This is a genomic window from Rhodococcus sp. P4_F5 (assembly GCF_056401315.1).
This window is the reverse complement of the sequence record NZ_JBFUJP010000026.1, coordinates 24,253-45,991: the sequence shown is the minus strand read 5'-3', so window position 1 is coordinate 45,991 and position 21,739 is coordinate 24,253. Positions and strand designations below refer to the sequence as shown.

The following is a 21,739-nucleotide window of genomic DNA, read 5'->3' as shown; positions in this document are numbered from 1 at the left end:
GTGCCCCGCCAGCGCGTCGACTACGGACCCGAGCCGCAGCAGTTCGGGCACCTGTACCTGCCCTCCGTCCCGGTCACCGAGCCCGTGCCGGTGGTGATGCTCGTCCACGGCGGCTACTGGAGCGCCGACTTCCACCTGAACCTGGCGACCGCCCTCGCGATCGAACTGTCCCGGCTCGGGGTGGCGTCGTGGAACGTCGAGTACCGCCGGGTCGGCGCTGGTGGCGGCTGGGAGCAGACCAGTGCCGACATCGAGGCCGCGCTGGCCGCGGTCGGCGGCGTGCTGCCCGGCCTGTCGCCGATCCCGCTCGACCTCGGCAACGTCCGGGTCGTCGGGCACTCCGCGGGCGCGCAGCTGGCGTTGTGGGTTGCCGGGCAACGGGATTCCCCGATCCGCCCCGAGCGGGTCGTCGCGCAGGCGGGTGCGATGGACCTGGCCGCGCGGGCGGCCGGTCGCACCGCCGGTGCCGCCCTGGCGGCGTTCTTCGGCGCCCGGTACGAGGACGCGCCGGAGCTCTATCGCGACGCCTCGCCCGTGTCCCGGGTCCCGATCGGCGTTCCGGCGGTCTGCATTCACGGCGCGGAGGATGTCCAGGTGCCCGCCGCCGCCAGCCGCGTGTACCGGGACGCCGCGGCGGCGGCCGGGGACACGGTGGCGTTCTGGGAGGTGCCGGGCGAGGGGCACAACGACTTCCTCTCCCGCGGTTCCCGCAGCTGGGACCTCACCCTGCGGGCACTGCTCGACGACGATCCCTGGTCGGCACCGCCGCAGTGACACAGGCCGGGCGCCGACGTGAGTCAGGCCCCCGGCCACCCGGCCCCCGGCGCCGGCGCGGGGGTGCTGACCACGATGCCGTCCCACGCCGTGTGGTCCGTGAAGTGCTCGGCCCCGGGCCACCGCGCCGCGACGACGAAGAGGGTGGCGCCGTCCGCCCCGCCGAGCGCGCAGGCGAACGCGCCCCGGTCGAGTTGCACCCGATCGAGCACCCGTCCGCCCTCCGCGACCCGCACGCAGCACCGGTCGCCGACGTCCGCGTACCAGGCGGCGCCCTCGCCGTCGAGGCAGATGCCGTCCGGTGAGTGGTTGCCGACGTCGGCCCACCCGCGGCGGTTCGTCAGCGAACCGTCGGCCGCGATGTCGAAGGCGGTCAGACGGTGACGGTAGGACTCGGCGACGACGAGCGTGGCGTTGTCGGCGGTGACCGCCATGCCGTTCGGGAAGGCCAGGTCGTCGGCGGCCACGCGGGCGCGCCCGTCCGTCGAGACCAGCGCCACGAATCCCGGCGCGGACTCACCCGCGGGAGGCCCGGCGGCGAAGTCGAAGTTGACGTTGTTGACGTAGGTGTTGCCCCGGCCGTCGACGACGATGTCGTTGCTGCCGTACGGCGACAGCGCCGACAGGTCCGCGTAGCGCGTGAGGGTCCGGTCCGGGGACAGGCGGAGCAGCGCCCGCTCGGGGCCCGAGGCGAGCACCGGTGCCCCGTCGGGCAGGAAGTCGAAGCACAGCGGCAACGACCGATGCTCGACCACGGCCTCGATCCGGCCCGCCGGGTCGATCGCGTGGATCACCCCGGCCGTCCAGTCCGCGAACCACAGTCGGCCGTCGTGCCAGCGTGGGGATTCCAGCTGGCCGAAACCGTTCGCCAGTGTCTGCATCACTCGCATGATCCGCCTCCAGCTGTCGTTCAGGGGGTAGACGTCTCGAGCGGGCGAAACTCATCGGTGCGAGGCCGCCTGGGGACCAGAGGTGACTCGCCCCGATGGGCTGCGGGACTGGACGAGCTGCGGGCCTGAGCTCTGCACCCGGCCGGGGGGTTTACGTGTTGACTAGTATTGACACGGCTCGACGAGCAAGAGCGGAGGACGCCACGCGATGCGAACAGAACCGACCGCCGACCACGTCGACGTCTTGATCATCGGGGCCGGGCTCTCCGGAATCGGCGCCGCGCACCACCTGCAGGAGAGCTTCCCGGACAAGACCTACACGATCCTGGAATCGCGCGAGAGCATCGGCGGCACCTGGGACCTGTTCCGCTACCCGGGGATCCGGTCCGACTCCGACATGTACACCCTCGGTTACCGGTTCCGGCCGTGGACCGGGGGCAAGGCGATCGCCGACGGCCCGTCGATCCTGCAGTACATCCGAGACACCGCCGCGGACGCGGGGATCGACCGCAACATCCGCTTCCGGCACCAGGTGACTCGGATCGCGTGGTCGAGCGCGGACAGTCGGTGGACCGTCGACGCCCGGCGCAGCGACACCGGGGAACGGGTCACGCTCACCGCCGGTTTCGTCATGACCTGCAGCGGCTACTACCGCTACGACGAGGGGTACACGCCGTACTTCGCGGGTGTCGATCAGTTCGCGGGCCGGGTCGTCCACCCCCAGCACTGGCCCGAGGACCTCGACTGCGCCGGCAAGCGGGTGGTCGTCATCGGCAGCGGCGCGACCGCCGTCACGCTGGGGCCCGCCCTGGCGGAACTGGGTGCGCGGGTGACGATCCTGCAGCGTTCACCCACCTACATCGTGGCCATGCCGGCGAAGGACGCCATGGCCTCGGCGCTGCGCCGGGTGCTGCCCACCCGCGCCGCCTACGCGGTGGCCCGGGCCAAGAACATCACCCGCTCGGTGGCGGTCTACGAGCTGTGCCAACGGTTCCCGCAGGCCGCGCGGGCGCTGATCCGGCGGGCCCAGGTCGGCCGGGTGGGTGAGGGTTTCGACATCGACACCCATCTCGCGCCGCGGTACGACCCGTGGGACCAGCGTCTGTGCCTGGTCCCCGACGGTGACCTGTTCCGCGCCCTACGGCGCGGCGACGTCGAGATCGAGACCGACCACATCGTCACCTTCACCGAATTCGGCCTGACGTTGCGGTCGGGTAAGCGGCTACCGGCGGACATCGTCGTGACCGCGACGGGCCTGAACCTGATCGCGTTCGGCGGCATCGAGATCGTCGTCGACGGCGACACTGTGTCGCTCCCGGAGACCATGGCCTACAAGGGCATGATGCTCAGCGGGGTACCGAATTTCGCGTTCGTCGTCGGGTACACCAACGCGTCGTGGACCCTCAAGGCGGACCTGGTGTGCGAGTACGTCGTTCGCCTGCTGGGCCACATGGGCGCCGGCGGCTACGCGTCCTGCGTGCCGCGCCGTGACCCCGCGGTGGGAGAGGAGCCGTTCCTCGACTTCGCCGCCGGGTACGTGCTGCGCACGGTCGACAGTTTCCCCAAGCAGGGCGACGCGGCGCCGTGGCGGCTGCGGATGAACTTCTTCCGCGACCTGGTCACGTTGCGTCACGGTTCGGTTGCGGACTCGATGAGCTTCGCGTCGGCAGGAGACCCGGCGGGGGATTCGGTGGGCCGCATCCCCTAGGGGTCGTCGGCAGGTGCTGGTGACCTGCCGGCCTAGAAGACCTGGTTGTAGATGAGTGCTGGTGCAGCCCGTTCGAGCTGGTCCAGTTCCCCGACAATGGACACGAAGTGGGACGTCCTGGTGTGCGCGTCGAGGTGCTCCTGGGATTCCCACTCCTCGACCAGCATCAGTTCTCGTGGATCGTCCTCCCGTTGCAGGAGTTCATAGTTCGTGCAACCAGGTTCCTTCCGCGTCTCCGTCACCAGCCGGTCGTACAGCGCGAGAACCCGGTCGAGGTGTTCGGCCGGCACGGTGCTTCCTACCATCACTCTGATCAACGCCTGTGCTCCATCTGCTCTGCACCCACGGCTACCGCGCGGGTTTGAAAAACTCGGTCATTGCGCGCCTCGTGTGATCATCGTGTGCTCTCGTCGTGCGTGCCGGCGCCGTAGTGCTGCACGACGAGCCGCGCGAGCCGGTCGGGGTACTCCCAGAAGGCCTCGTCCAGCTCCTGCAGCCGGTCATGGTCGGACTCGGTGAGCAGACCTGGAAGGTCGGCGGGTGAGACGACCTCGTCGACGCACGGCTCGATCACCGCATGCATCCTGCGGACGAGCTCTGCGGCCCTGCATGCACCGATCAGGTCGAGTGCGGCGACGGCGGTGAGATGGTTGCGCACGCCCCAGTTGCCGAAGAACTGCAAGAACCCGCCGTTGTTGACGTCGGCCTCGAGCCGCCACAGCGCGACCAGCTCGTGGTCACGCTGCGACAGGGCGTCCACGTCCCAGCCGGCCTGCTGCACGCGACCGAGCGCGGCCTCGTAGAGCCGGTCTTGGAGGATGTCCCAGATGCTCACCATGCCCTCGTCGTCGGGTTCCCAGAGCTCCGGCCAGTTCACACCGTGCCCGTCGTCGGCGTGCACCCAGCGGGTGCGCTCGGCGGGTGTCGCCTTCTCGACCCGGATGTACCGCACGAGCGGCGTCGTCACCACGTCGCCGCCCGCGAGGGTCAGGACGACGTCTGTGTCGGTGAAGGTGACCTCGGCGATTCGGAGGTCATTCATCCGGCGACGCCTCTCGCGCGTCTCCGCTCCCACCCGACGGTGACACGGGCTGTGCGGACCGGACGGGTTGACGGAGGATCGTCCGGAGCTTCGCCGGAGCCGTCCTGCGGGCGTCACTGAGATAGATCTCGTGGTGATCGCCGTTGAAGGCCAGTCCGTGCTCGGGCATGAACTCGTCGTGCAGCCGGGCCAGGGTGGGTGCCTCGTCGTCGTAGGGGCCGAGGTGCAGGATCTGCACGCTGCGCCCCTCGGCCAGGGTGATCGGGCGCAGCCGGTCCAGGGCGGGGAGATCCTTCTTGGCGCCCGCCTCCGCGCGCGCCCGCTCGATGTCGGCCGCGGTGATCCACTCGGGCTGCACGATCATCATCGTCCAGTCCCAGCCGTCCTTGTCGCGGGTGACGAAGCTGCGCATGTCGGAGGCGCGCCACAGACCTTCGAGCGGCCCGACCACGAAGTCTCGGCCGCCTGCGTTCTTGCTGGCGAACTTGATCGCGTACGCGGTGGCGTACAGCGCCTCGACGGCGGCGGCGTGCTCGGGCGACGTGTTCGGGTCGCCGTGCCCGTCGACGGCGATGTAGGTCAGCTCCGGGACGTCGACGAGTGCGAACGCCTTCGCGTTCGGTGCGTACAGCTGCTTGTGCGCCTTCTTGATGTCGTACTTGTCCATGCCGGCGGCTTTCTGTCGGGAGACGAGATCCTCGGTCCACTGAATGTCGGCCAGGATCATTGCCTCGCTGTAACGGAAGAGTGCGGCTGCGTGGTCGGGGAGCGGCGACTGCGCCCGCGACCGTTCGCGCAGCGCGTCGAGCTGCGCCCGGAGGCGCGCGGCCCGACGGCGAAGCCGATCCGTCACCTCCGGCGTGCCGAGGTCCGGGCTGTTGGCGATGCCGACGAGGACCCTCGCCCGGATCGGTGTGAGGGTGTCGACGGCGTCGAGCGTCTGCGCCGCCGCCAGCGCGTGACCTGCGTCGGTGAGCCGGTAGGTCGCACGCCGCGAACGGGGCTCGGCCGCGGACTCCGGCTCGACAAGGCCTCTGCGAGAGAGCTTGTCGAGGAGGTAGTAGATCGAGGAGAACCCCAACGAGGTCCACTCCCGCATGCCTCGGTCCTCGATCACGCGGTCGAGGTCGTAGCCGTGCCGGGGGCGCTCACTCAGGAGGCCGAGCAGGGTCAGCTCGGCATCCGTCAGATGGTCGGTCACGGGACTACTCTAGCGCTAGAGCAATCGTGGGGTGCGAGATCCGGTCTCGAGCGGTCCGTGGCCGAGCACGAACTGGAATTGCTGGGCGAGGCGGCGGTGGTCGACCAGGCGCGGGCGTGGATCCGGGATGCCGGGGGCGGGCGGTCGCCCGCGGCGGGTCCCGGCCGGGTGAACTCGGTGGGTGGCCGCGTGGACCCGCGATAGACTGCAGGCACAGGCATCGTCGAGTCAGGGAAGCAGGCCGAAGCCAACACGTGAGTGCAGACAGCGAAATGGGCGAGACCACGGTGACCTCGGTGTCGACGCCGGACGGGAGCCGGGACCGCCCGGCACAGCGTACGGTCCGCTCCAGCATGGAGATCGACCCCGAAATTGCGCTCCCGTTGCTCGGCTCCGCGGACGAGAACCTCAAGGCTCTCGAGCGGGCACTCACCGCGGACATCCACGTGCGCGGCAACACCATCACCCTCACCGGCACCAGCGCGGACGTCGCCCTGGCCGAGCGGGCGATCGGCGAACTGGCCGTCCTCGTCGCCCGCGGCCAGTCGCTGACGCCGGACGCGGTGCGGCGCAGCGTCGGGATGCTCACCGACGGCATGGGGGAGTCCCCGGCCGAGGTGCTCAGCCTCGACATCCTGTCCCGGCGCGGCAAGACCATCCGGCCCAAGACGGTCAACCAGAAGCGCTACGTGGACGCGATCGACGCGAACACCATCGTGTTCGGCATCGGCCCGGCCGGCACCGGTAAGACGTACCTGGCCATGGCCAAGGCCGTGCAGGCGCTGCAGAGCAAGAATGTCAGCCGCATCATCCTGACCCGGCCCGCGGTCGAGGCGGGCGAGCGGCTCGGCTTCCTGCCCGGCACCCTGCACGAGAAGATCGACCCGTACCTGCGGCCGCTGCACGACGCGCTGCACGACATGATGGATCCCGAGGCCATCCCGAAGCTGATGCAGGCCGGGGTGATCGAGGTGGCGCCGCTGGCGTACATGCGCGGACGCACCCTCAACGACGCGTTCATCATCCTCGACGAGGCGCAGAACACCACCGCCGAGCAGATGAAGATGTTCCTGACCCGGCTGGGTTTCGGCTCGAAGATCGTGGTCACCGGCGACGTCACCCAGGTGGACCTGCCCGGCGGCGCCCGCTCCGGCCTGCGCGCGGCCAGCGAGATCCTCACCGACATCGACGACATCCACTTCGCCGAGCTGACCAGCGCGGACGTGGTCCGGCACCGGCTGGTCTCCGACATCGTCGACGCCTACGAGCGCTTCGAGACCGAGCGCGTCGACGAGGTGACGCTCGGCAACCGGGCGCACCGGCGGTCGGCGTCGGCCCGCTCGCAGCGGCGCTAGTGCCGCCCCGTCCGTTGGACCCCACCACCGTCACCCACGCGGCCGCCCGAGGAGATCGACTGTCATGAGCATTGAGGTATCCAACGAGTCCGGGATCGACGTCTCCGAACCCGAGCTGATCAACGTCGCGCGGTTCGTCATCGCCCAGATGGACGTGCACCCGGCCGCCGAGCTGTCGATGGTCCTCGTCGACCTCGACACGATGGCCGAGCTGCACATGCGGTGGATGGACCTGCCCGGCCCCACCGACGTGATGTCGTTCCCGATGGACGAGCTCGAGCCCGGCGGACGGCCCGACGCGCCGGAGCCCGGACCCGCCATGCTCGGCGACATCGTGCTGTGCCCGGCGTTCGCCGCCGACCAGGCCGCCAAGGCCGGTCACTCCACCGCGCACGAGCTGGCCCTGCTCACCGTGCACGGCGTCCTGCACCTGCTCGGCTACGACCACGCCGAGCCGGAGGAGGAGAAGGAGATGTTCGCGCTGCAGAACAGCCTGCTCGCCGACTGGTACGAGGACCTGGCCCGCGCCGAGCGGGAGGCCGAGCTGGCCGCCCGCGACCAGCGGCTGCTCGGCAAGACCGGGTTTGTCGACGGCCCCCAGCAGTGAGGCGGTGCCTACCGTGGAGTTCGGCGAACCCGGCGAGCCGTGAGTGTCCGTGACCGGTGACATCGGGCTGATCCTGCTGGCCGTCGCCCTCGTCCTGGTCGGCGGCCTGTTCGCGGCCGTCGACTCCGCGCTCAACACGGTCTCCCACGCCCGCGTGGAGGAGATGGTCAAGGACGGCCGCCCGGGTGCGCAGCGGCTGCTGGCCGTCGTCTCGGACCGTCCGCGGTACGTGAACCTGGTGGTGCTGCTGCGGATCGCCGCGGAGATCTGCGCCACCGTGCTGCTGGCCGCCGCGCTGCTGGACCTGCTCAGCCGCGGCTGGGCGCTGGTGATCTCGGCGGTGGTGATGATCCTGGTCAACTACGTGGCGATCGGCGTCGGACCGCGGACCGTGGGCCGTCAGCACGCGTACTCGATCGCGCTGGTCGGGGCGATGCCCCTGCAGGCGCTGGCGGTGCTGCTCAGCCCGATCAGCCGGCTGCTGATCCTGCTCGGCAACGCGCTGACCCCGGGCAAGGGCTTCCGCAACGGCCCGTTCGCCTCCGAGATCGAGCTGCTCGAGCTCGTCGACCTGGCGCAGGAACGCGGCGTGGTGGCCGACGAGGAACGCCGGATGATCCAGTCCGTCTTCGAACTCGGCGACACCCCGGCCCGCGAGGTGATGGTGCCGCGCACCGAGATGGTGTGGATCGAGGCGGACAAGTCGGCCGGCCAGGCCACGTCGCTGGCGGTGCGCAGCGGCCACTCCCGGATCCCGGTGATCGGCGAGAACGTCGACGACGTGCTCGGCGTGGTGTACCTCAAGGACCTGGTGGCGCGGACCTACCACTCCACCGACGGCGGCGGCGGCGTCACCGTCGAGGAGGTGATGCGGCCACCGGTGTTCGTGCCGGACTCCAAGCCGCTCGACAGCCTGCTCGCCGAGATGCAGCGCGACCGCAACCACATGGCACTGCTGGTCGACGAGTACGGCGGCATCGCCGGGCTGGTGACCATCGAGGACGTGATCGAGGAGATCGTCGGCGAGATCGCCGACGAGTACGACACCGACGAGACACCGCCGGTGGAGACGCTCGGCGACGGACGCTTCCGGGTGTCCGCGCGCCTGCCCGTCGAGGACCTCGGCGAACTGTTCGACATCGAGATCGACGACGACGAGGTCGAGACCGTCGGCGGGCTGCTCGGCTACGAACTCGGCCGGGTGCCGTTGCCCGGCTCCGAGGTGAACACCCACGGGCTGGCGCTGCGTGCCGAGGGCGGCGGCGACCCGCGCGGCCGGGTCCGGATCAACACCGTGCTGGCGTGGCGCCTGCCGGAACCGGACGACGAACCGGGTGGACGGACCGAGACCGGGAGGGGCCGACATGAGTGACCAACTCGCCGAGGAGGACGCCAAGCTGGTGGTCCTGGCCCGCGCCGCCATGGGACGCACCGGCGGGCGCCAGGGCGCCGCCGTGCGGGACCTCGACGGCCGCACCTACGCCGCCGGTCCGGTCTCGCTCGACGCGCTGACCCTCACCGCGCTGCAGGCGGCGGTGGTCGCGGCGCTGTCGAGCGGCGCGCAGGGGTTCGAGGCCGCCGCCGTGGTCGACGCCGACCTGACCGGCACCGCCCAGGAGATCGTCGAGGCCGTCTGGAACGCCGAACCCGGCGTGCTCGCCCTCACCGAGGTGACCACGACCGTCAAACTCATCGCCGCCCGCGCCGACGGGTCGGCACCGCACGTCATGGGCTGGACGCCCGACAGCCCTACCGATGGAGAACAACTGTGAGTACTGAGACTGAATTCCGTTCCGGCTTCGTCTGTTTCGTCGGCCGGCCGAACACCGGCAAGTCGACGCTGACCAACGCGCTGGTCGGCAGCAAGATCGCGATCACCTCGTCGCGGCCGCAGACCACCCGGCACACCATCCGCGGCATCGTGCACCGCGAGAACTCGCAGCTGATCCTGGTCGACACCCCCGGCCTGCACCGGCCGCGGACGCTGCTCGGTCAGCGGCTCAACGACCTGGTGCGCGACACCTACTCCGAGGTCGACGCGATCGGCCTGTGCATCCCCGCCGACGAGAAGATCGGTCCCGGCGACCGCTGGATCCTCGACCAGGTGCGGCAGATGGCGCCGAAGACCACGCTGATCGGCATCGTCACCAAGATCGACAAGGTGAGCCGGGAGAAGGTCGCCGAGCAGCTGCTGGCGCTGTCGAAGCTGCTGGGCCCGGACTGCGACGTGGTGCCGGTCTCGGCCGCGTCGGGGGAGCAGGTCGAGGTCGTCGTGGACCTGCTCGCGTCGAAGATGGATCCCGGGCCGGCGTTCTACCCGGACGGGGAGCTCACCGACGAGCCCGAGGAGACGCTGATGGCGGAGCTGATCCGCGAGGCCGCGCTCGAGGGCCTGGGTGACGAGCTGCCGCACTCGCTGGCCGTCGTCATCGAGGAGATCATCCCGCGCGAGGGCCGCACCGAGAAGCAGGGCGAACTGCTCGACGTGCACGCGCTGCTCTACGTGGAGCGGCCCAGCCAGAAGGGCATCGTGATCGGCAAGGGCGGCGTCCGGCTGCGCGAGGTCGGCACCAAGGCCCGCACCCAGATCGAGAAGCTGCTCGGCACCCGGGTGTTCCTGGAGCTGCACGTGAAGGTCGCCAAGGACTGGCAGCGCGACCCGAAGCAGCTGGGCCGCCTGGGCTTCTAGGTGGCTGCGCCGCCCGTGCGTGGTTGACGGGTCCGAAGGACCCGTCAACCACTCACGAGTGCGGAGCGACCAGGGCCAGCTCGGCGACGGTGCCCGAGGCGATGGTCCGCAGGTGCTCGGTGACGGTCTCGATCGGCCAGTCCCACCAGGCGAGGGCGAGCAGTTCCCGAACCTCGTCGGGGGAGAAGCGGTCCTTGATGTGGACGGCGGGGTTGCCGCCGACGACGGCGTAGTCGGGAACATCGCGGGTGACAACGGATCCCGTGGAGATGATCGCCCCGTGGCCGATGCGGACGCCGGGCATGACGGTGACGTTGCCGCCCATCCACACGTCGTGCCCGACGACGGTGTCGCCCCGCGAGGGCAGGTCGGTCACCAGGTCGAGGTGTTCGGCCCACGCGCCGCCCATGATCGGGAAGGGGAAGGTCGACACCCCGTCCATCCGGTGGTTCGCGCCGTTCATGATGAAGGTCGTCCCCGTGGCGAGGGCGCAGAACTTTCCGATCACGAGGCGGTCGGGACCGTAGTGGTGCAGCACGTTTCGCGTCTCGAACTGCTCGGCGAACTCGGGGTCGTCGTAGTAGGTGTACTCCCCGATCTCGATCAGGGGGTTGTCGATCAGCGGTCTGAGCAGGACGACCCGCGGCTGTCCCGCGACCGGGTGCACGGTCGTGGGGTCGGGTGCGTGGCGGGCGGGCAATTCGGCTCCTCGGGTTGACGAATACTGAGACAAGGACCTGCGAGAGCAATTCTGCTGAGGCGCTCGCGGGGCCGAGGGTTGAGACACACCCACCTAAGGTAGCCGCGCTCCAGTAACCGGTCTTACGTCAATGTTCCCCCGTCATACCGCGGTGGCGGTCCGTACCGGCCAACATCGGCGCCGGGATCGTGAGACCCACGCGACCAGGATGTTCCCTGACCGGAGCGTCCCCGCGCCCATGCCGACAGTCGGTCACGTCACCGTCACGTCACCCACGGCTAATCCCGAACAGTCGCCAGACCGCACCGCCCCCCACACGCCCCCCGCTCCGGAAGCGCTGCCCGGGCACCCCGTGAGCCCAGGTCAGGCCTGGCCCTCCTGACGCATTCTCGAGGCGTCGGCACTCGGCGTGACACCGAACTCACGGCGGTACTCCCGGCTGAACTGAGAAGCGCTGCCGTAGCCAACGGAATGGCCTACCGCCGCAATGTCGTGCGGACTGTTGAAAAGTCGAAGTCGTGCTTCTTGGAGGCGAATTCGCTTCTGGTACTGAATCGGGCTCATCTCGGTCACCGCGCGGAACTGCTTGTGAAACGACGAGACACCCATCCCGCTCAGCTGTGCCAACTCCTCGACTTGGATCGGTTCGAACGCGTTGGAACGCAGGTGCCGGATGGCCCGACCGATGTAGGTCAGGCTGCTGTCCCCGAGGCCGATCTGACGCACCGCCGGTCCGGCAGGGCCGGACAGCACGCGCCAGAGGATCTCGCGCTCGAGCAGTGGTGCGAGAACCGGTGCGTCCGTCGGCCGTTCGATCAACGCAAGCAGTCGCGCGATCGCGTCGAGCATTTCCGGGGTCGCTCGGTTGATCGAGAGACCGGGAGGAGTGGGGGCTTGGATCCCGGGCAGGCCAGAGGCCGCCCCTACGAGTAGTTCGGCGATCGACGACGAACGAAGTTCGAGTGCGAACCCGAGGTAGGGCTCGGCACGGGACGCCTGAACGTAGTGGCCAGTGATCGGGAGATCGACCGCAACGGTCATGAAGGTCCCGGGTACCTGGTCATAGACGCTGTCGCCGAGCGCGATCCGCTTCGCACCCTGCATCGAGAACGCGAGAATTGGCTCCGCGATCGAGGGAGTCGGTTGCGTGGGATCGGTGATCTTGTTGATCCGGACCCCGGAAAGCCCCAGGTCTTCCCTGTGCGCATGAATGGTGATCAGACTGCGGATCTCTTCGATGCTCACCTGATGCTCCTGTTCTCGAAGCCCGTGGTGAACCGATCATAGGGCGATCGAGTTCGACGCCGGGCAGCCGATGTTCCGCTCGGGCAATCGCATCCGGTGGCCAATTCGTGGCGGGGCTCTGGGGGCCAGGCGACCTTCAGAGCCGCTCGCCGCCGGAAACCTCGAGCACCTGCCCGGTGATCCACGCAGCCGCGTCGCTCAGAAGGAACGCGATGACCTTCGCGACGTCCTCGGGCTCGCCGACCCGTCCCAGCGCGACCGCCTGGCCGAGGGCCGAGAGCATCTCCGGCATCTTCGTGAAGGCATCGCCGTCAATTCGTGTCCTCGTGGTTCCCGGCGCGACCGTGTTGACGCGGATTCCCCGCTCAGCGAGCTCTTTCGCCCAGAAGGCGGTGACGGTGTGTAGCGCGCTCTTCTGTGCGGCGTAGGCGGAGTAGCCAGGGGTAACTCGATTGGGGAGCGCCGCGGTGCTACCAGTGTTGACGATTGCGCCGCCGTCGGCGAGCACCGGAAGCAGCTTCTGCGTCAGGAAGTACGGGCCCTTGAACAACACGTTGTGGAAGGTGTCGAAGGTTTCCTCCGTGATGTCGTCGAACATCGCGGCACCACCGACGCCTGCGTTGTTGACCAAGTAGTCCACCTCGGACGCCGACCAGCGGGATGCCACTTCAACCTTCGCCCGGGCGACGAACTCGTCGATGCTGGACATGGCGGTCAGGTCCAGCGGGAGCGCTACCGCGGCGCCGCCCTCGGCCTCGATCCTCGCGACGGTTTCGTCGCCCTCGCTCTTGTGGGACCGGTAGGTCGTGATGACCCCGATGCCCTGCCTGGCAAGCTCGCGGGCCGTGGCCTGGCCGATGCCGGCGCTGGACCCGGTGATGACTGCGATCTGCATGAGAGGCTCCGCTTCGAATAGGGATGGCGTTGAGTGATCTCCATTCAAAGAGACGAAACTCCGCCGCTGTAGACCGATGCGCTCGGAGGCTTGCCTATTCCTCTGCCGGCCCTGCTGCTCCCCATCAACCGCCGTCGCGATTCGCCGACCGATGACGTCGCAGATCACCGAGACAGCCGCCCGGGTCATGTATGTCGACCCGCGTCACGACCACCGCCGCGTGGGCGAACGATCGGCCCGCCTGAAGTGCCGTAGGAATTGGCAAGCGGTGGAGAGCATCGGTCTACAGGATCTTCATGTGCGCTGGCTTGATTGAGCCATGAACGCAAACTACGGATTCACCTGCACGATGACTGCCAAGCCGGGCATGGGCGACCAGCTGGTCGAGCTCCTGCTGACGGGCCTCGACGAGGGCAACCCGGGAGCCACCGAATGGTGTGTGGTGTACCTGGTGAGCCGCTCGGCCACCAACCCTGACGTCGTCACGGTCCAGGAGGGCTGGACGACTGAGGAGGACCACCACCGGATCTTCGCCGGTGAGGCGGCACAGGCGATCGTCGCACAGTTCGCCAACATCCTGGCCGGCGAGCCGACCTACGACGACCTCATCGCCGTCCGCGGAAGGGCCAACTACTGATCCACACCCCAGACGTCGTGGTTCAACGACGCCCCCCATCGGCGGTGAGGTCCCGACACCACACCACACCGCACCCTTCCGCACTCAACGGCCACGACGCGAGCCAACCCACGCACCCAAAGGAACTGACATGATCCCCGCCCGCCCCGCCCTCGACCCCGAACTCCAGGACCTGGTCTCCTCCATGCCGGAAACACCCCCGCTGGACGAGCAGACCCTCGAGACGATCCGCCCCTACGCGACCGTTCCCGTCGAAGCGGCCGTGGCCGGCCACACCGTCGAYCGTCAGGAAATTTCGATCGCCAGCTTCGACGGCACCCAGATCCCGGTCACCGTCCTCCGCCCCGCGGGCGCCGATCTCACCGCCGGCCACGCGCCCTGCATCTACTGGCTGCACGGCGGAGGAATGATCATGGGTGACCGCTACTCCCAGATCGACATTCCGCTCGACTGGMTGGCCAGGTTCGGTGCGGTCGTCGTCTCCGTCGACTACCGGCTGGCACCAGACTTCTCCGGCACGACGCTCGTCGAGGACTGCTACGCAGGCCTGGTCTGGACCGCAGAGCATGCCGGAGATCTCGGCATCGACCCGAGCAAGCTCGTGATCGCCGGTACCAGCGCCGGGGGCGGACTTGCCGCTGGCACCACCCTTCTCGCACGCGAGCGCAGGGGACCCGCCCTCGCCGCGCAGGTCCTGATCTCTCCGATGCTCGACCATCGAAACGACACGACCTCGAGCCACCAGTTCGACGGACCGGCTGTCTGGTCGCGCGATGCGAACGCTTTCGGGTGGAGCTCGGTCCTCGAGGATTTCGGCGACGGACCTGTCCCGGGTTGTGTGTCGCCCGCGATCGCCGAGGACCTTTCCGGCCTGCCGACTACCTATCTCGATGCAGGCTCGGCCGAGGTCTTCCGAGACGAGGTCGTCGCCTACGCGTCACGAATCTGGGCTGCCGGAGGGCAGGCCGAGCTGCAGGTCTGGGCCGGCGGATTCCACGGCTTCGACGCCCTCTTCTCGCACGCCGCGCTCTCCCGGACCGCCCGGCAGACCCGCAGCGACTGGCTCGGCCGTGTCCTTGCCAGCACCGCTGCGCTCACACCCGCCGCCGAATAGTCACCAGGAGAGACCATTGAAATCCAATACGCGAAGCCAGATCGTCATCACCGGGCCACGGTCCTCGGTGTCGGAGCTGGTCCTGGTCCTCGAGTCCGAGGAGTTGGGACGCCCACCCGGCACGCCGCCGCTTCCCATCGACACTGTGATCGCCCCCCAACAACGAACAGGCCCGAGCCCGCTCCGCACCGTTCGGCAGTTCGAGGGAGAACTGCCCAGGGTCACGGGACCAACGCTGGCAACGACCGAAGCCGGCTTCCTCGAAGCCCGCTACACCGTGGCAGCCGACGGCAGTTCCGCGCGAGCGGTGAAAGCCCTTGCCTCGCAGGTCCCCGAGATCACTGTCATCCTGACTGAGCAACGGCAGGCCGACCTGACCGAACTGACCGTCTACCGCGGCGGACGCCGCATCGCGGCCGTCAACTGCACATGCAACGGGATCGTCGTTCTGCCGTCACGGCACCACCTCACGCTCCAGGAGTGCATCGTCCAGGCAAGCGAACACGCGCTCGCTACCGGCAGTCTCCTGGCATTCGCAGTCTTGGACGACGTCCGCGGCAACGGCACCCTTCGCCACGACGCCGGCGCCTGGACCGCATCAGCCATCGACTGCACAGACGGCACGACACTCACACTGGCGCAACCAGACCCGGAGATGTGGACAGCACAGATGGTCCTCACCAACGCGCGCGCCCTCGCCGATCTCCTCCCGCTTCAGGCAGCCGAGGAATCCCCGATCAAAACCCTGCGAGCGGTCTTCGACGACCTCCTGCCCTTTGCGCTCCTCGCGAGAGACTCCAGCCAGCTTCACGACATCGCAGTGCTCGCCTGCGCGTGGGCCACCGGACGCACCGCGGACGCAGAAATCGAAGAAGCGGTCGCGGACCTGTGCCGCCGACTCCCCGTTCGAACCGTCGTCGAAGCCGCGATCGGATCGGATGAGCAAACGCCTGCTCGGGAGGCAGTCGCCCGGACTCTGAACCGCCTGAACGCCGACCAACCCGATCTGCACGTCGTTGGGAGTCCGGCGTCATGACTGCCTGCAGCGCCGTTGCGCACCGCAGCACCTCAAGCCTGACGGACGGAGAACACGTGGAGTCGTTGCCGTCGTTACCGGAGCGAGGCAGACTTATTTCGACGGTGGCCTGCACAGTCGCAGCAACCGAGGAGGCAATCGTGGAGTTGCACATCGTGGCGGTCGACAAGCCCGACGACATGAACGTTGTCGTCGGGCAGGCGCACTTCATCAAGACCGTCGAGGACCTGCACGAAGCGCTGGCTGGAGTGAGTCCCCATCTCCGGTTCGGTGTGGCGTTCTGCGAAGCTTCGGGCCCTCGCCTCGTGCGCTGCTCGGGCAACGACGACCGCCTCGTCGAGTTGGCCACGCGCAACGCACTCACGGTCGGCGCGGGCCACTCGTTCTTCGTGTTCGTCGAGGAAGGCTATCCGGTGAACATCCTGAACACGCTGAAGCAGGTACCAGAGGTGTGCGGCATCTTCTGCGCTACGGCCAACCCCGTCGAGGTCATCGTGGCCGAGACGGAGCTCGGCCGGGGCATTGTCGGTGTGATCGACGGGTACGCACCTGCAGGCGTGGAGACGAACGGCGATGTCGCAGACCGCAAGGCACTGCTCCGCACGATCGGTTACAAACTCTGAGCGCCCTTGGCATGTGGATCGAGCGGACCTCGAATCAGTGAGACTGCATCCGGTCCACCGCATCTTCACCCCGGCGGTCTCCGGACCGCCCTTCAGATCACCACGCTCCCATAGGGTCCGGCGGGATGTGCCAGCCGTTCGGGCGGCCGAACTCCTGGGCTGACATCAGAAGGGATCGAATCATGAACAGCACGTGGCGAGCCGTCGGTGTTTCCCTCAGCCTTGCAGCAGCGATCGCCCTCTCGTCGGGGCCCGCATCAGCCGACCCGGTGTTGATAAGCGGCGACCCGGCCCCCGGCGTCCAGGGCTCCTTGTACCTCGACGATGCCAGGGACCCCGCATGGACGTGCGCGGTGTTCGCGACGGCGGGGATAGGGACCGCCGTGGTAGCGCCAGGATTGGGTGTCGTCACCCACCCTGGCGGTTATGTCGGATACGGTCCCGCCCTCCCGGGTTTCTATTCGGGACCCGCAGGCGTGAGTGGGCTCTGCTTCAATGCCGCCCTCGAACTCACTGCAATCCCCGGAAATGTGGGGTGAGCCAAGCCGGCAGATCCGCTCGCGTGGATGGTTCGGCATCGCCCTCCCCACGACGAACCCCCTAGCTTCACCGATGCGGGCTGCGCGCGACAGCAACGAACTTCGACTGGTGTCGGGGCGTGCTCCCGAGCCACGAAGGCATCGTGACGATACGGATTCAACCTCCTGGGCGTCCCCGCTCGGCCACGTTCTCGTTGACACCGCCCAGACGGGTCGGAGCCTCGAGATCGATCACCACTGCAAGACCCGACCGAAGGAGCGTCATGACGATGCGAACGATGCGGTCTGTCGTAGCCGACAACTTGGGCGAACCGTCCGAGGTCCTGCACCTGCGGACCCGCCCACTACCGGATCCCGGTCCCGGTCAGGTCCGGATCCGGGTGACAGCTGTACCTGTCCATGCCAGCGATCTGCACACCATCCGCGGGAGGTACGGATTCACCCCGGAGTTCCCGACCGTGCCCGGCATCGAATCCGTCGGTGTGATCGACGAACTCGGTAGCGGCACAGACGGTCTGACCGTCGGGCAACGCGTCATCACGATCGGAGTCACGGGCACGTGGCAGGAGTATGTCGTCGCCGATGCCGGGCGGGTCTTGCCGGTTCCCGCCGGCATGAGCGATTCCACGGCCGCCCAGATTCTCGCCAATCCTCTCGCCGCCGTGATCTTGACCGGTGACGAGCTCGATGTTCGACCGGGCGAATGGCTCCTGCAGACGGCGGCCGGTTCAACCGTGGGTCAGTCGGTCATCCAACTCGGGGCGCATGTCGGCTTCAAGACCCTCAACGTGGTCCGCCGTCGATCCGCTGTCGAGGGCATCCTCGCGCTGGGAGGCACCGCGGTGATCTGCACGGAGGACGAGGACCTGCGCGAACGGGTGGCCGACATCGCAGGCCACGACGGCGTGTCCAAGGCGATCGACTGTGTCAGCGGTCAGGTGGGTGCCGACGTGTCGCGTGCGCTGGCACCGCACGGTGAGCTGGTCGTCTACGGTGCGCTGTCCACGCACCGCCAAACCGATCCCGACAAACTCACCATCCCGATCTTCGCGCGTTCGCTGATCTACGAAACAAAGATAGTTCGCGGGTTTTGGCTGTTCCGCTGGTTCGCCGAGACCCCGAAGGATCGGATGGCTGCGGCGATCGACCGGACAGTTCAGCTCGCGGACAGCGGAGTGTTGCGCGTGCCGGAGGGCCAGCCGATCCCCGTCGAAAAGTTCAGCGAAGCCGTCTATTTGGCCGAAGCTCCCGAACACGGGGGCAAACCGCTGCTGATGTTCGAACCGTAGGAGGCGGTTGCCCGCCTCACGCCTGCGCCCCGCCGACCAGCAGCAGGATCGCGGTGGAGACGTCGGTGCCCGCGCCGCCGGTCGCCAGGCGGCGCAGCTGCAGGCCGGCGATCGTGGCGACCAGTGTCGGGGCCAGCATCGCCGCGTTCGGCACGCCCAGCGCCTCGAGGATGGTGACGGTGAGGGTGTCGTAGGCGGCGAAGCACTCGCTCGCGGCCTCCTGCAGCGCCGGGTCGCGGCCGGCCTGGATGTACAGCTCGAACGGGGCCACCCGCTCGGCGGCCCAGCCGAGGTCGCGGACCACCTGCTCGGTGAGCGAGGCCGCGTCCTGCACGCTCAGTCCGTGGTCGCGGTACTGCTCCGCCAACTCGGTCAGCCGCGCCGTCTCCTCGGTGACGAAGCCGAGCAGGGCGTCGCGCAGCATGTCCGTCTGGCTGGGGAAGTGGTAGGTGATCGAGCCGAGCGACACCTGCGCCTGCGCGGCGATCCGCCGGTTCGTCACGGCGGCGATGCCGTCCGTGCCGATCACGTGCAGCACCGCCGCGAGAATTCGATCCCGCGCGGGTGCCCGCTCGGTCACTTCACCACCACTCACTTCACCACCACTGCTCGGGACGTTCACGGTCCCACCGTAGTTCGCGTTCGAGCTGCGCGGCCAACGACACCAGCATCGGCTCGGTGTCATGGTGGCCCATCAGCTGCACGCCGACCGGCAGCCCGTTCGAGGTGAACCCGGCCGGCACGTTGACGCTCGGCCAGCCGAGCAGATTCCACGGCCAGGTGTACGGGCARGCCGCGGTGATCACCTTGTCGGTCTCGAAATGCCCGATCCCGTCGATGGCGTCGACCGGCGGCGGCGGGGTGGCGGTGCTGGGCGCGAGGATCACGTCGAAGTCGTTGAAGACGGCGCCGATCCGCCTGCGCATCCGCGGCTCGGCGGCCCGCGACGCGCGCAGCGGCAGCCCGCCGAGCAGTCGGCCGGTGCGGGCGTTGGCCTGGGTGCGCGGGTCGACCAGGGAGGGATCCGGCAGTCCCGCGCGCCACTGTTCGATCCCGGCCATCGAGCGGGGCAGGAAGTTCAGGCCCAGCAGGATGCCGTAGGCGGGGTCGGCGACCACCACCTCGTGGCCGAGCTTGCGGAGTGTGTGTGCGGTCGTGCCGACGGCGTCCTTGATCTCGGGGTCCAGCGTGCGAGGGGTCGCGGTGTAGGGGATCTTCAGCGACAGCGCGATCCGCAGCCGGCCGGGCTCGCGGTCGACGGCGTCCCGCACGGTCACCGGCGGCGGCTGGTGCAGGTCGCCCTCGTGCGAGCCGGAAACCAGGTCCAGCAGCAGTGCCGCGTCCGCGACGGTGCGGGCCAGCGGGCCGATCACGGTCAGTCCGTAGAAGGCCTCGGGCTCCGGCCAGGTGGAGACCCGGCCGCGCTGCGGCTTGATCCCGACCAGGTTGGTCCACGACGCGGGGATCCGCACTGACCCGGCGCCGTCGGAGCCGAGCGCGGCGGGCACCAGTCCGGCGGCGACGGCCGCGGCGCTGCCGCCCGAGGAGCCGCCGGGCGTCCGGTCGGCCGCCCACGGGTTGCGGGTATGTCCGAAGCTGCCGCCGGTCAACGGGAACTGGCCCAGTTCGGGGCTGTTGGTCTTGCCGACGATGACGGCTCCGGCCGCGCGCAACCGACGTACCACCTCGGAGTCAGCGGTCTTGGCGGGGAACTCGCCGGGGCAGCCGAATGCGGTGGGTTCGCCCGCGACGTCCACGTCGTCCTTGACCGCGATCGGCACGCCGAGCAGCGGCGCGCGTTCGCCCGCGGCCAGGCGGCGGTCCGCCTCGGCGGCCTCGGCGAGGGCGGCCTCGCGCCGGAGTATCCGGAAGGCGTTGAGGCTCGGCTGGCTGGCCTCGGCGGTGTCGAGGCTGCGCCGGACCAGGTCGACGGAACTGGTCGTTCCGTTCGCCAGTGCCGCGGCGGTGTCCTCGAGCCCCAGCTCGCGGGTGTCTTCGGCGTGAGTGGTCACCGGGTGTCTCCGTCCTGTTCGTTCGAACGAACAGTAGCGCCGGCGGCGGTTGGCCGTGCCGGTTTTCGCGCGAGACGCGGGGGATCCGGCCGGGGTGCTACCTCGCCGGAGGGTCTCCTGGCGACCGCGTGCCGAGTTCGCGTTCCCGGGCTGCCCATGCGGTCGGACTCATGCCGAACTGTCGGCGGAACCAGCGCGAGAAGGCACTCAGGTCCGAGAAGCCGAGTTCGCCCGCGATGTCGGTGAGGTTCCGGTTCCCGCGCGTGACGTACCGCCGCGCGAGATCTGCGCGCACGGAATCGACCACGGACGAGTAGTTTTCGCCCGCCTGGGACAGGTGTCTGTGCAGGGTTCGCCGGTCCATCCCGAGGCTGCGCGCTATCCGGGCCGCGGTGCACTTTCCGCCCGGCAGGAGCGCCTCGATCATCTCGCGCACCCGTCCGACGGCGGAGGCATCCTCCGGCGGCGCGAGCAGGTCCAGGTACTGCCTCGCGTAGGGCTGGAACATTGGGTCCGACAACGGGTTGACGGAGTCCAGGTCGCTCGAGTAGAGCACAAACCCGTTGAAGTCCCGTTCGTACGCGATGCCCGTCCCGAACGCACGGTGATGGACGTCGAGTGTGGCCGGCGCGTCGTGGACGAAGCACGTGGACAGCGGCCGCCAACCGTCCGGAAGGAACGCGCTGAGGATCCGGGCCAACGACGCGACGACCAGTTCGATGGACTGGCGACCGAGTGTCATCCCGGGCGCGGGCTCGATCCGCAGTGAGGCAAGCCCGTTCAACTCCACGAGCCGAATCTGGATCGCCTCGTTGTGTACCCGCATGTGGCGAAGTATGAGCGCGATCGCGCTGCGGACGTCCGGCTCTTCCCGGGCCGCCAAACCGACTGCCCCGAGTATCGACACGCCCCGTCCGTCCGCCATCCTGACCGCGAAGTCCATGCAGGACGTTGCCTCGGCGGTGCGCTCGAGCAGTTCGTCGACGCGCTCCGCGGGAAGCCACGTGTTCGGGACGGCCAGGGCGGTCGGGTCGATGCCCACCGCACGCATGAACAGATCGGGGTCCGAGCCTAGGGACTGGGTCAACTCGACGTACCCGGTCAGGGCCGAACTCCGTACCTTCTGCACCGTCATCGATTGCCCCTGTCCCAAGCTGCCAAAGAATGTGTCCCAATGGGCCAAGTGATCTTGCCCCAATGCGTATAGCGTGACATGAGTCACCGCGCTTGGTCGCATCCGTCCGCGCGGTGGCTCCGCTGGGCAATCCCCGGCCGTCGCATGCCCTGTCAGGACTTGATGCGGCGCCTTCGAATCAGGGCGCCGCCGCATCGACGCATGTCCTTTGTGCAGTTCACACCTTGGTTCAGGACCGCAGCGAGCTT

General features: G+C 68.8%; 23 protein-coding genes and 1 pseudogene. 13 read left to right on the top strand and 11 right to left on the bottom strand.

The genetic code is table 11. The features are described 5' to 3' along the window. Positions 1 to 774, top strand: a complete 774-nt coding sequence (locus tag AC1DU4_RS12880; protein WP_477840371.1) for an alpha/beta hydrolase family protein — start codon at positions 1 to 3, stop codon at positions 772 to 774. 23 nt (positions 775 to 797) lie between these two features. Here the strand turns inward: AC1DU4_RS12880 and AC1DU4_RS12875 are convergent, their stop codons facing one another. Next, on the bottom strand, positions 798 to 1,655 hold the full coding sequence (locus AC1DU4_RS12875) for an SMP-30/gluconolactonase/LRE family protein (RefSeq protein WP_477840369.1): 858 nt from the start codon (positions 1,653 to 1,655) through the stop codon (positions 798 to 800). Between the two features lie 217 nt (positions 1,656 to 1,872). Between AC1DU4_RS12875 and AC1DU4_RS12870 the strand changes: the two genes are divergently transcribed. After that, positions 1,873 to 3,372: a flavin-containing monooxygenase gene (locus tag AC1DU4_RS12870; protein WP_477840367.1), complete on the top strand. Its 1,500-nt coding sequence runs from the start codon at positions 1,873 to 1,875 to the stop codon at positions 3,370 to 3,372. 32 nt (positions 3,373 to 3,404) lie between these two features. On the opposite strand, the gene AC1DU4_RS12865 is transcribed toward AC1DU4_RS12870, so the two are convergent. The 4 genes and pseudogenes from AC1DU4_RS12865 to AC1DU4_RS12850 form a co-directional block, all read right to left on the bottom strand. Continuing rightward, entirely contained in the window at positions 3,405 to 3,677 is a 273-nt protein-coding gene (locus tag AC1DU4_RS12865; RefSeq protein ID WP_477840363.1) for a putative quinol monooxygenase, read from the bottom strand. Between the two features lie 89 nt (positions 3,678 to 3,766). Beyond that, complete coding sequence (locus AC1DU4_RS12860) at positions 3,767 to 4,414, bottom strand: DMP19 family protein (RefSeq protein ID WP_477840361.1); 648 nt, start codon at positions 4,412 to 4,414, stop codon at positions 3,767 to 3,769. Next, complete coding sequence (locus AC1DU4_RS12855) at positions 4,407 to 5,081, bottom strand: GyrI-like domain-containing protein (protein WP_477840386.1); 675 nt, start codon at positions 5,079 to 5,081, stop codon at positions 4,407 to 4,409. The genes AC1DU4_RS12860 and AC1DU4_RS12855 overlap by 8 nt, the downstream gene beginning before the upstream one ends. A gap of 297 nt (positions 5,082 to 5,378) precedes the next feature. Continuing rightward, positions 5,379 to 5,615 (bottom strand): annotated as a pseudogene (locus AC1DU4_RS12850) (PadR family transcriptional regulator); the annotation flags it as partial. A 57-nt stretch (positions 5,616 to 5,672) separates the two neighbouring features. Here AC1DU4_RS12850 and AC1DU4_RS12845 point away from each other — a divergent pair. The 6 genes from AC1DU4_RS12845 to era all read left to right on the top strand — a co-directional run bounded on the left by AC1DU4_RS12845 (position 5,673) and on the right by era (position 10,266). Beyond that, positions 5,673 to 5,819, top strand: a complete 147-nt coding sequence (locus AC1DU4_RS12845) for a hypothetical protein (protein ID WP_477840360.1) — start codon at positions 5,673 to 5,675, stop codon at positions 5,817 to 5,819. Between the two features lie 68 nt (positions 5,820 to 5,887). Continuing rightward, a complete protein-coding gene (locus AC1DU4_RS12840; RefSeq protein ID WP_072845865.1) occupies positions 5,888 to 6,970 on the top strand; it encodes a PhoH family protein in 1,083 nt (360 codons plus the stop codon). A 64-nt stretch (positions 6,971 to 7,034) separates the two neighbouring features. Continuing rightward, positions 7,035 to 7,577 (top strand): rRNA maturation RNase YbeY, encoded by a 543-nt coding sequence (gene ybeY, locus AC1DU4_RS12835; RefSeq protein ID WP_072845864.1) that lies wholly within the window; start codon positions 7,035 to 7,037, stop codon positions 7,575 to 7,577. A gap of 49 nt (positions 7,578 to 7,626) precedes the next feature. Then, on the top strand, positions 7,627 to 8,949 hold the full coding sequence (locus AC1DU4_RS12830; RefSeq protein ID WP_477840358.1) for a hemolysin family protein: 1,323 nt from the start codon (positions 7,627 to 7,629) through the stop codon (positions 8,947 to 8,949). Then, positions 8,942 to 9,349, top strand: coding sequence for a cytidine deaminase (locus AC1DU4_RS12825; protein ID WP_477840356.1), 408 nt, complete (start codon positions 8,942 to 8,944; stop codon positions 9,347 to 9,349). Before AC1DU4_RS12830 ends, AC1DU4_RS12825 begins: the two co-directional genes overlap by 8 nt. Beyond that, on the top strand, positions 9,346 to 10,266 hold the full coding sequence (gene era, locus AC1DU4_RS12820) for a GTPase Era (RefSeq protein WP_072845862.1): 921 nt from the start codon (positions 9,346 to 9,348) through the stop codon (positions 10,264 to 10,266). The genes AC1DU4_RS12825 and era overlap by 4 nt, the downstream gene beginning before the upstream one ends. A 52-nt stretch (positions 10,267 to 10,318) precedes the next feature. On the opposite strand, the gene AC1DU4_RS12815 is transcribed toward era, so the two are convergent. The 3 genes from AC1DU4_RS12815 to AC1DU4_RS12805 form a co-directional block, all read right to left on the bottom strand. Further along, positions 10,319 to 10,966, bottom strand: a complete 648-nt coding sequence (locus AC1DU4_RS12815; protein WP_477840353.1) for a CatB-related O-acetyltransferase — start codon at positions 10,964 to 10,966, stop codon at positions 10,319 to 10,321. A 363-nt stretch (positions 10,967 to 11,329) separates the two neighbouring features. Further along, entirely contained in the window at positions 11,330 to 12,211 is an 882-nt protein-coding gene (locus AC1DU4_RS12810) for an AraC family transcriptional regulator (protein WP_477840351.1), read from the bottom strand. A gap of 136 nt (positions 12,212 to 12,347) precedes the next feature. Next, positions 12,348 to 13,106, bottom strand: a complete 759-nt coding sequence (locus AC1DU4_RS12805; RefSeq protein WP_477840349.1) for an SDR family NAD(P)-dependent oxidoreductase — start codon at positions 13,104 to 13,106, stop codon at positions 12,348 to 12,350. Positions 13,107 to 13,455: 349 nt separating this feature from the next. On the opposite strand from AC1DU4_RS12805, the gene AC1DU4_RS12800 reads away from it, so the two are divergent. The 5 genes from AC1DU4_RS12800 (at position 13,456) to AC1DU4_RS12780 (ending at position 18,344) form a co-directional block, all read left to right on the top strand. After that, a complete protein-coding gene (locus AC1DU4_RS12800; protein ID WP_477840345.1) occupies positions 13,456 to 13,743 on the top strand; it encodes a putative quinol monooxygenase in 288 nt (95 codons plus the stop codon). A gap of 130 nt (positions 13,744 to 13,873) precedes the next feature. Continuing rightward, positions 13,874 to 14,857: an alpha/beta hydrolase gene (locus tag AC1DU4_RS12795; RefSeq protein ID WP_477840343.1), complete on the top strand. Its 984-nt coding sequence runs from the start codon at positions 13,874 to 13,876 to the stop codon at positions 14,855 to 14,857. Between the two features lie 16 nt (positions 14,858 to 14,873). Beyond that, entirely contained in the window at positions 14,874 to 15,893 is a 1,020-nt protein-coding gene (locus AC1DU4_RS12790; protein WP_477840341.1) for a hypothetical protein, read from the top strand. A 140-nt stretch (positions 15,894 to 16,033) separates the two neighbouring features. After that, positions 16,034 to 16,516, top strand: a complete 483-nt coding sequence (locus AC1DU4_RS12785) for an adenosine-specific kinase (protein WP_477840340.1) — start codon at positions 16,034 to 16,036, stop codon at positions 16,514 to 16,516. Positions 16,517 to 17,318: 802 nt separating this feature from the next. Further along, positions 17,319 to 18,344 carry a zinc-dependent alcohol dehydrogenase family protein gene (locus AC1DU4_RS12780; RefSeq protein WP_477840338.1) on the top strand — a complete coding sequence of 342 codons (1,026 nt, stop codon included), beginning with the start codon at positions 17,319 to 17,321 and terminating at the stop codon, positions 18,342 to 18,344. Between the two features lie 16 nt (positions 18,345 to 18,360). Here the strand turns inward: AC1DU4_RS12780 and AC1DU4_RS12775 are convergent, their stop codons facing one another. The 3 genes from AC1DU4_RS12775 to AC1DU4_RS12765 form a co-directional block, all read right to left on the bottom strand. Beyond that, positions 18,361 to 18,924 (bottom strand): TetR/AcrR family transcriptional regulator, encoded by a 564-nt coding sequence (locus tag AC1DU4_RS12775; RefSeq protein ID WP_477840336.1) that lies wholly within the window; start codon positions 18,922 to 18,924, stop codon positions 18,361 to 18,363. Positions 18,925 to 18,940: 16 nt separating this feature from the next. Continuing rightward, positions 18,941 to 20,356 carry an amidase gene (locus tag AC1DU4_RS12770; RefSeq protein ID WP_477840334.1) on the bottom strand — a complete coding sequence of 472 codons (1,416 nt, stop codon included), beginning with the start codon at positions 20,354 to 20,356 and terminating at the stop codon, positions 18,941 to 18,943. A 97-nt stretch (positions 20,357 to 20,453) separates the two neighbouring features. Further along, positions 20,454 to 21,491, bottom strand: coding sequence for an AraC family transcriptional regulator (locus AC1DU4_RS12765; RefSeq protein ID WP_477840332.1), 1,038 nt, complete (start codon positions 21,489 to 21,491; stop codon positions 20,454 to 20,456). Positions 21,492 to 21,739 lie beyond the last annotated feature (248 nt).

What these genes read in the sequence shown, in the direction of transcription:
- ybeY (WP_072845864.1), top strand. Translation starts at nt 7,035, where the DNA reads ATGAGCATTGAGGTATCCAACGAGTCCGGGATCGACGTCTCCGAACCC.
- AC1DU4_RS12855 (WP_477840386.1), bottom strand. Translation starts at nt 5,081, where the DNA reads ATGGACAAGTACGACATCAAGAAGGCGCACAAGCAGCTGTACGCACCG.
- AC1DU4_RS12805 (WP_477840349.1), bottom strand. Translation starts at nt 13,106, where the DNA reads ATGCAGATCGCAGTCATCACCGGGTCCAGCGCCGGCATCGGCCAGGCC.
- AC1DU4_RS12875 (WP_477840369.1), bottom strand. Translation starts at nt 1,655, where the DNA reads ATGCAGACACTGGCGAACGGTTTCGGCCAGCTGGAATCCCCACGCTGG.
- AC1DU4_RS12825 (WP_477840356.1), top strand. Translation starts at nt 8,942, where the DNA reads ATGAGTGACCAACTCGCCGAGGAGGACGCCAAGCTGGTGGTCCTGGCC.
- AC1DU4_RS12860 (WP_477840361.1), bottom strand. Translation starts at nt 4,414, where the DNA reads ATGAATGACCTCCGAATCGCCGAGGTCACCTTCACCGACACAGACGTC.
- AC1DU4_RS12870 (WP_477840367.1), top strand. Translation starts at nt 1,873, where the DNA reads ATGCGAACAGAACCGACCGCCGACCACGTCGACGTCTTGATCATCGGG.
- AC1DU4_RS12865 (WP_477840363.1), bottom strand. Translation starts at nt 3,677, where the DNA reads ATGGTAGGAAGCACCGTGCCGGCCGAACACCTCGACCGGGTTCTCGCG.
- AC1DU4_RS12800 (WP_477840345.1), top strand. Translation starts at nt 13,456, where the DNA reads ATGACTGCCAAGCCGGGCATGGGCGACCAGCTGGTCGAGCTCCTGCTG.
- AC1DU4_RS12840 (WP_072845865.1), top strand. Translation starts at nt 5,888, where the DNA reads ATGGGCGAGACCACGGTGACCTCGGTGTCGACGCCGGACGGGAGCCGG.
- AC1DU4_RS12780 (WP_477840338.1), top strand. Translation starts at nt 17,319, where the DNA reads ATGACGATGCGAACGATGCGGTCTGTCGTAGCCGACAACTTGGGCGAA.
- AC1DU4_RS12765 (WP_477840332.1), bottom strand. Translation starts at nt 21,491, where the DNA reads ATGACGGTGCAGAAGGTACGGAGTTCGGCCCTGACCGGGTACGTCGAG.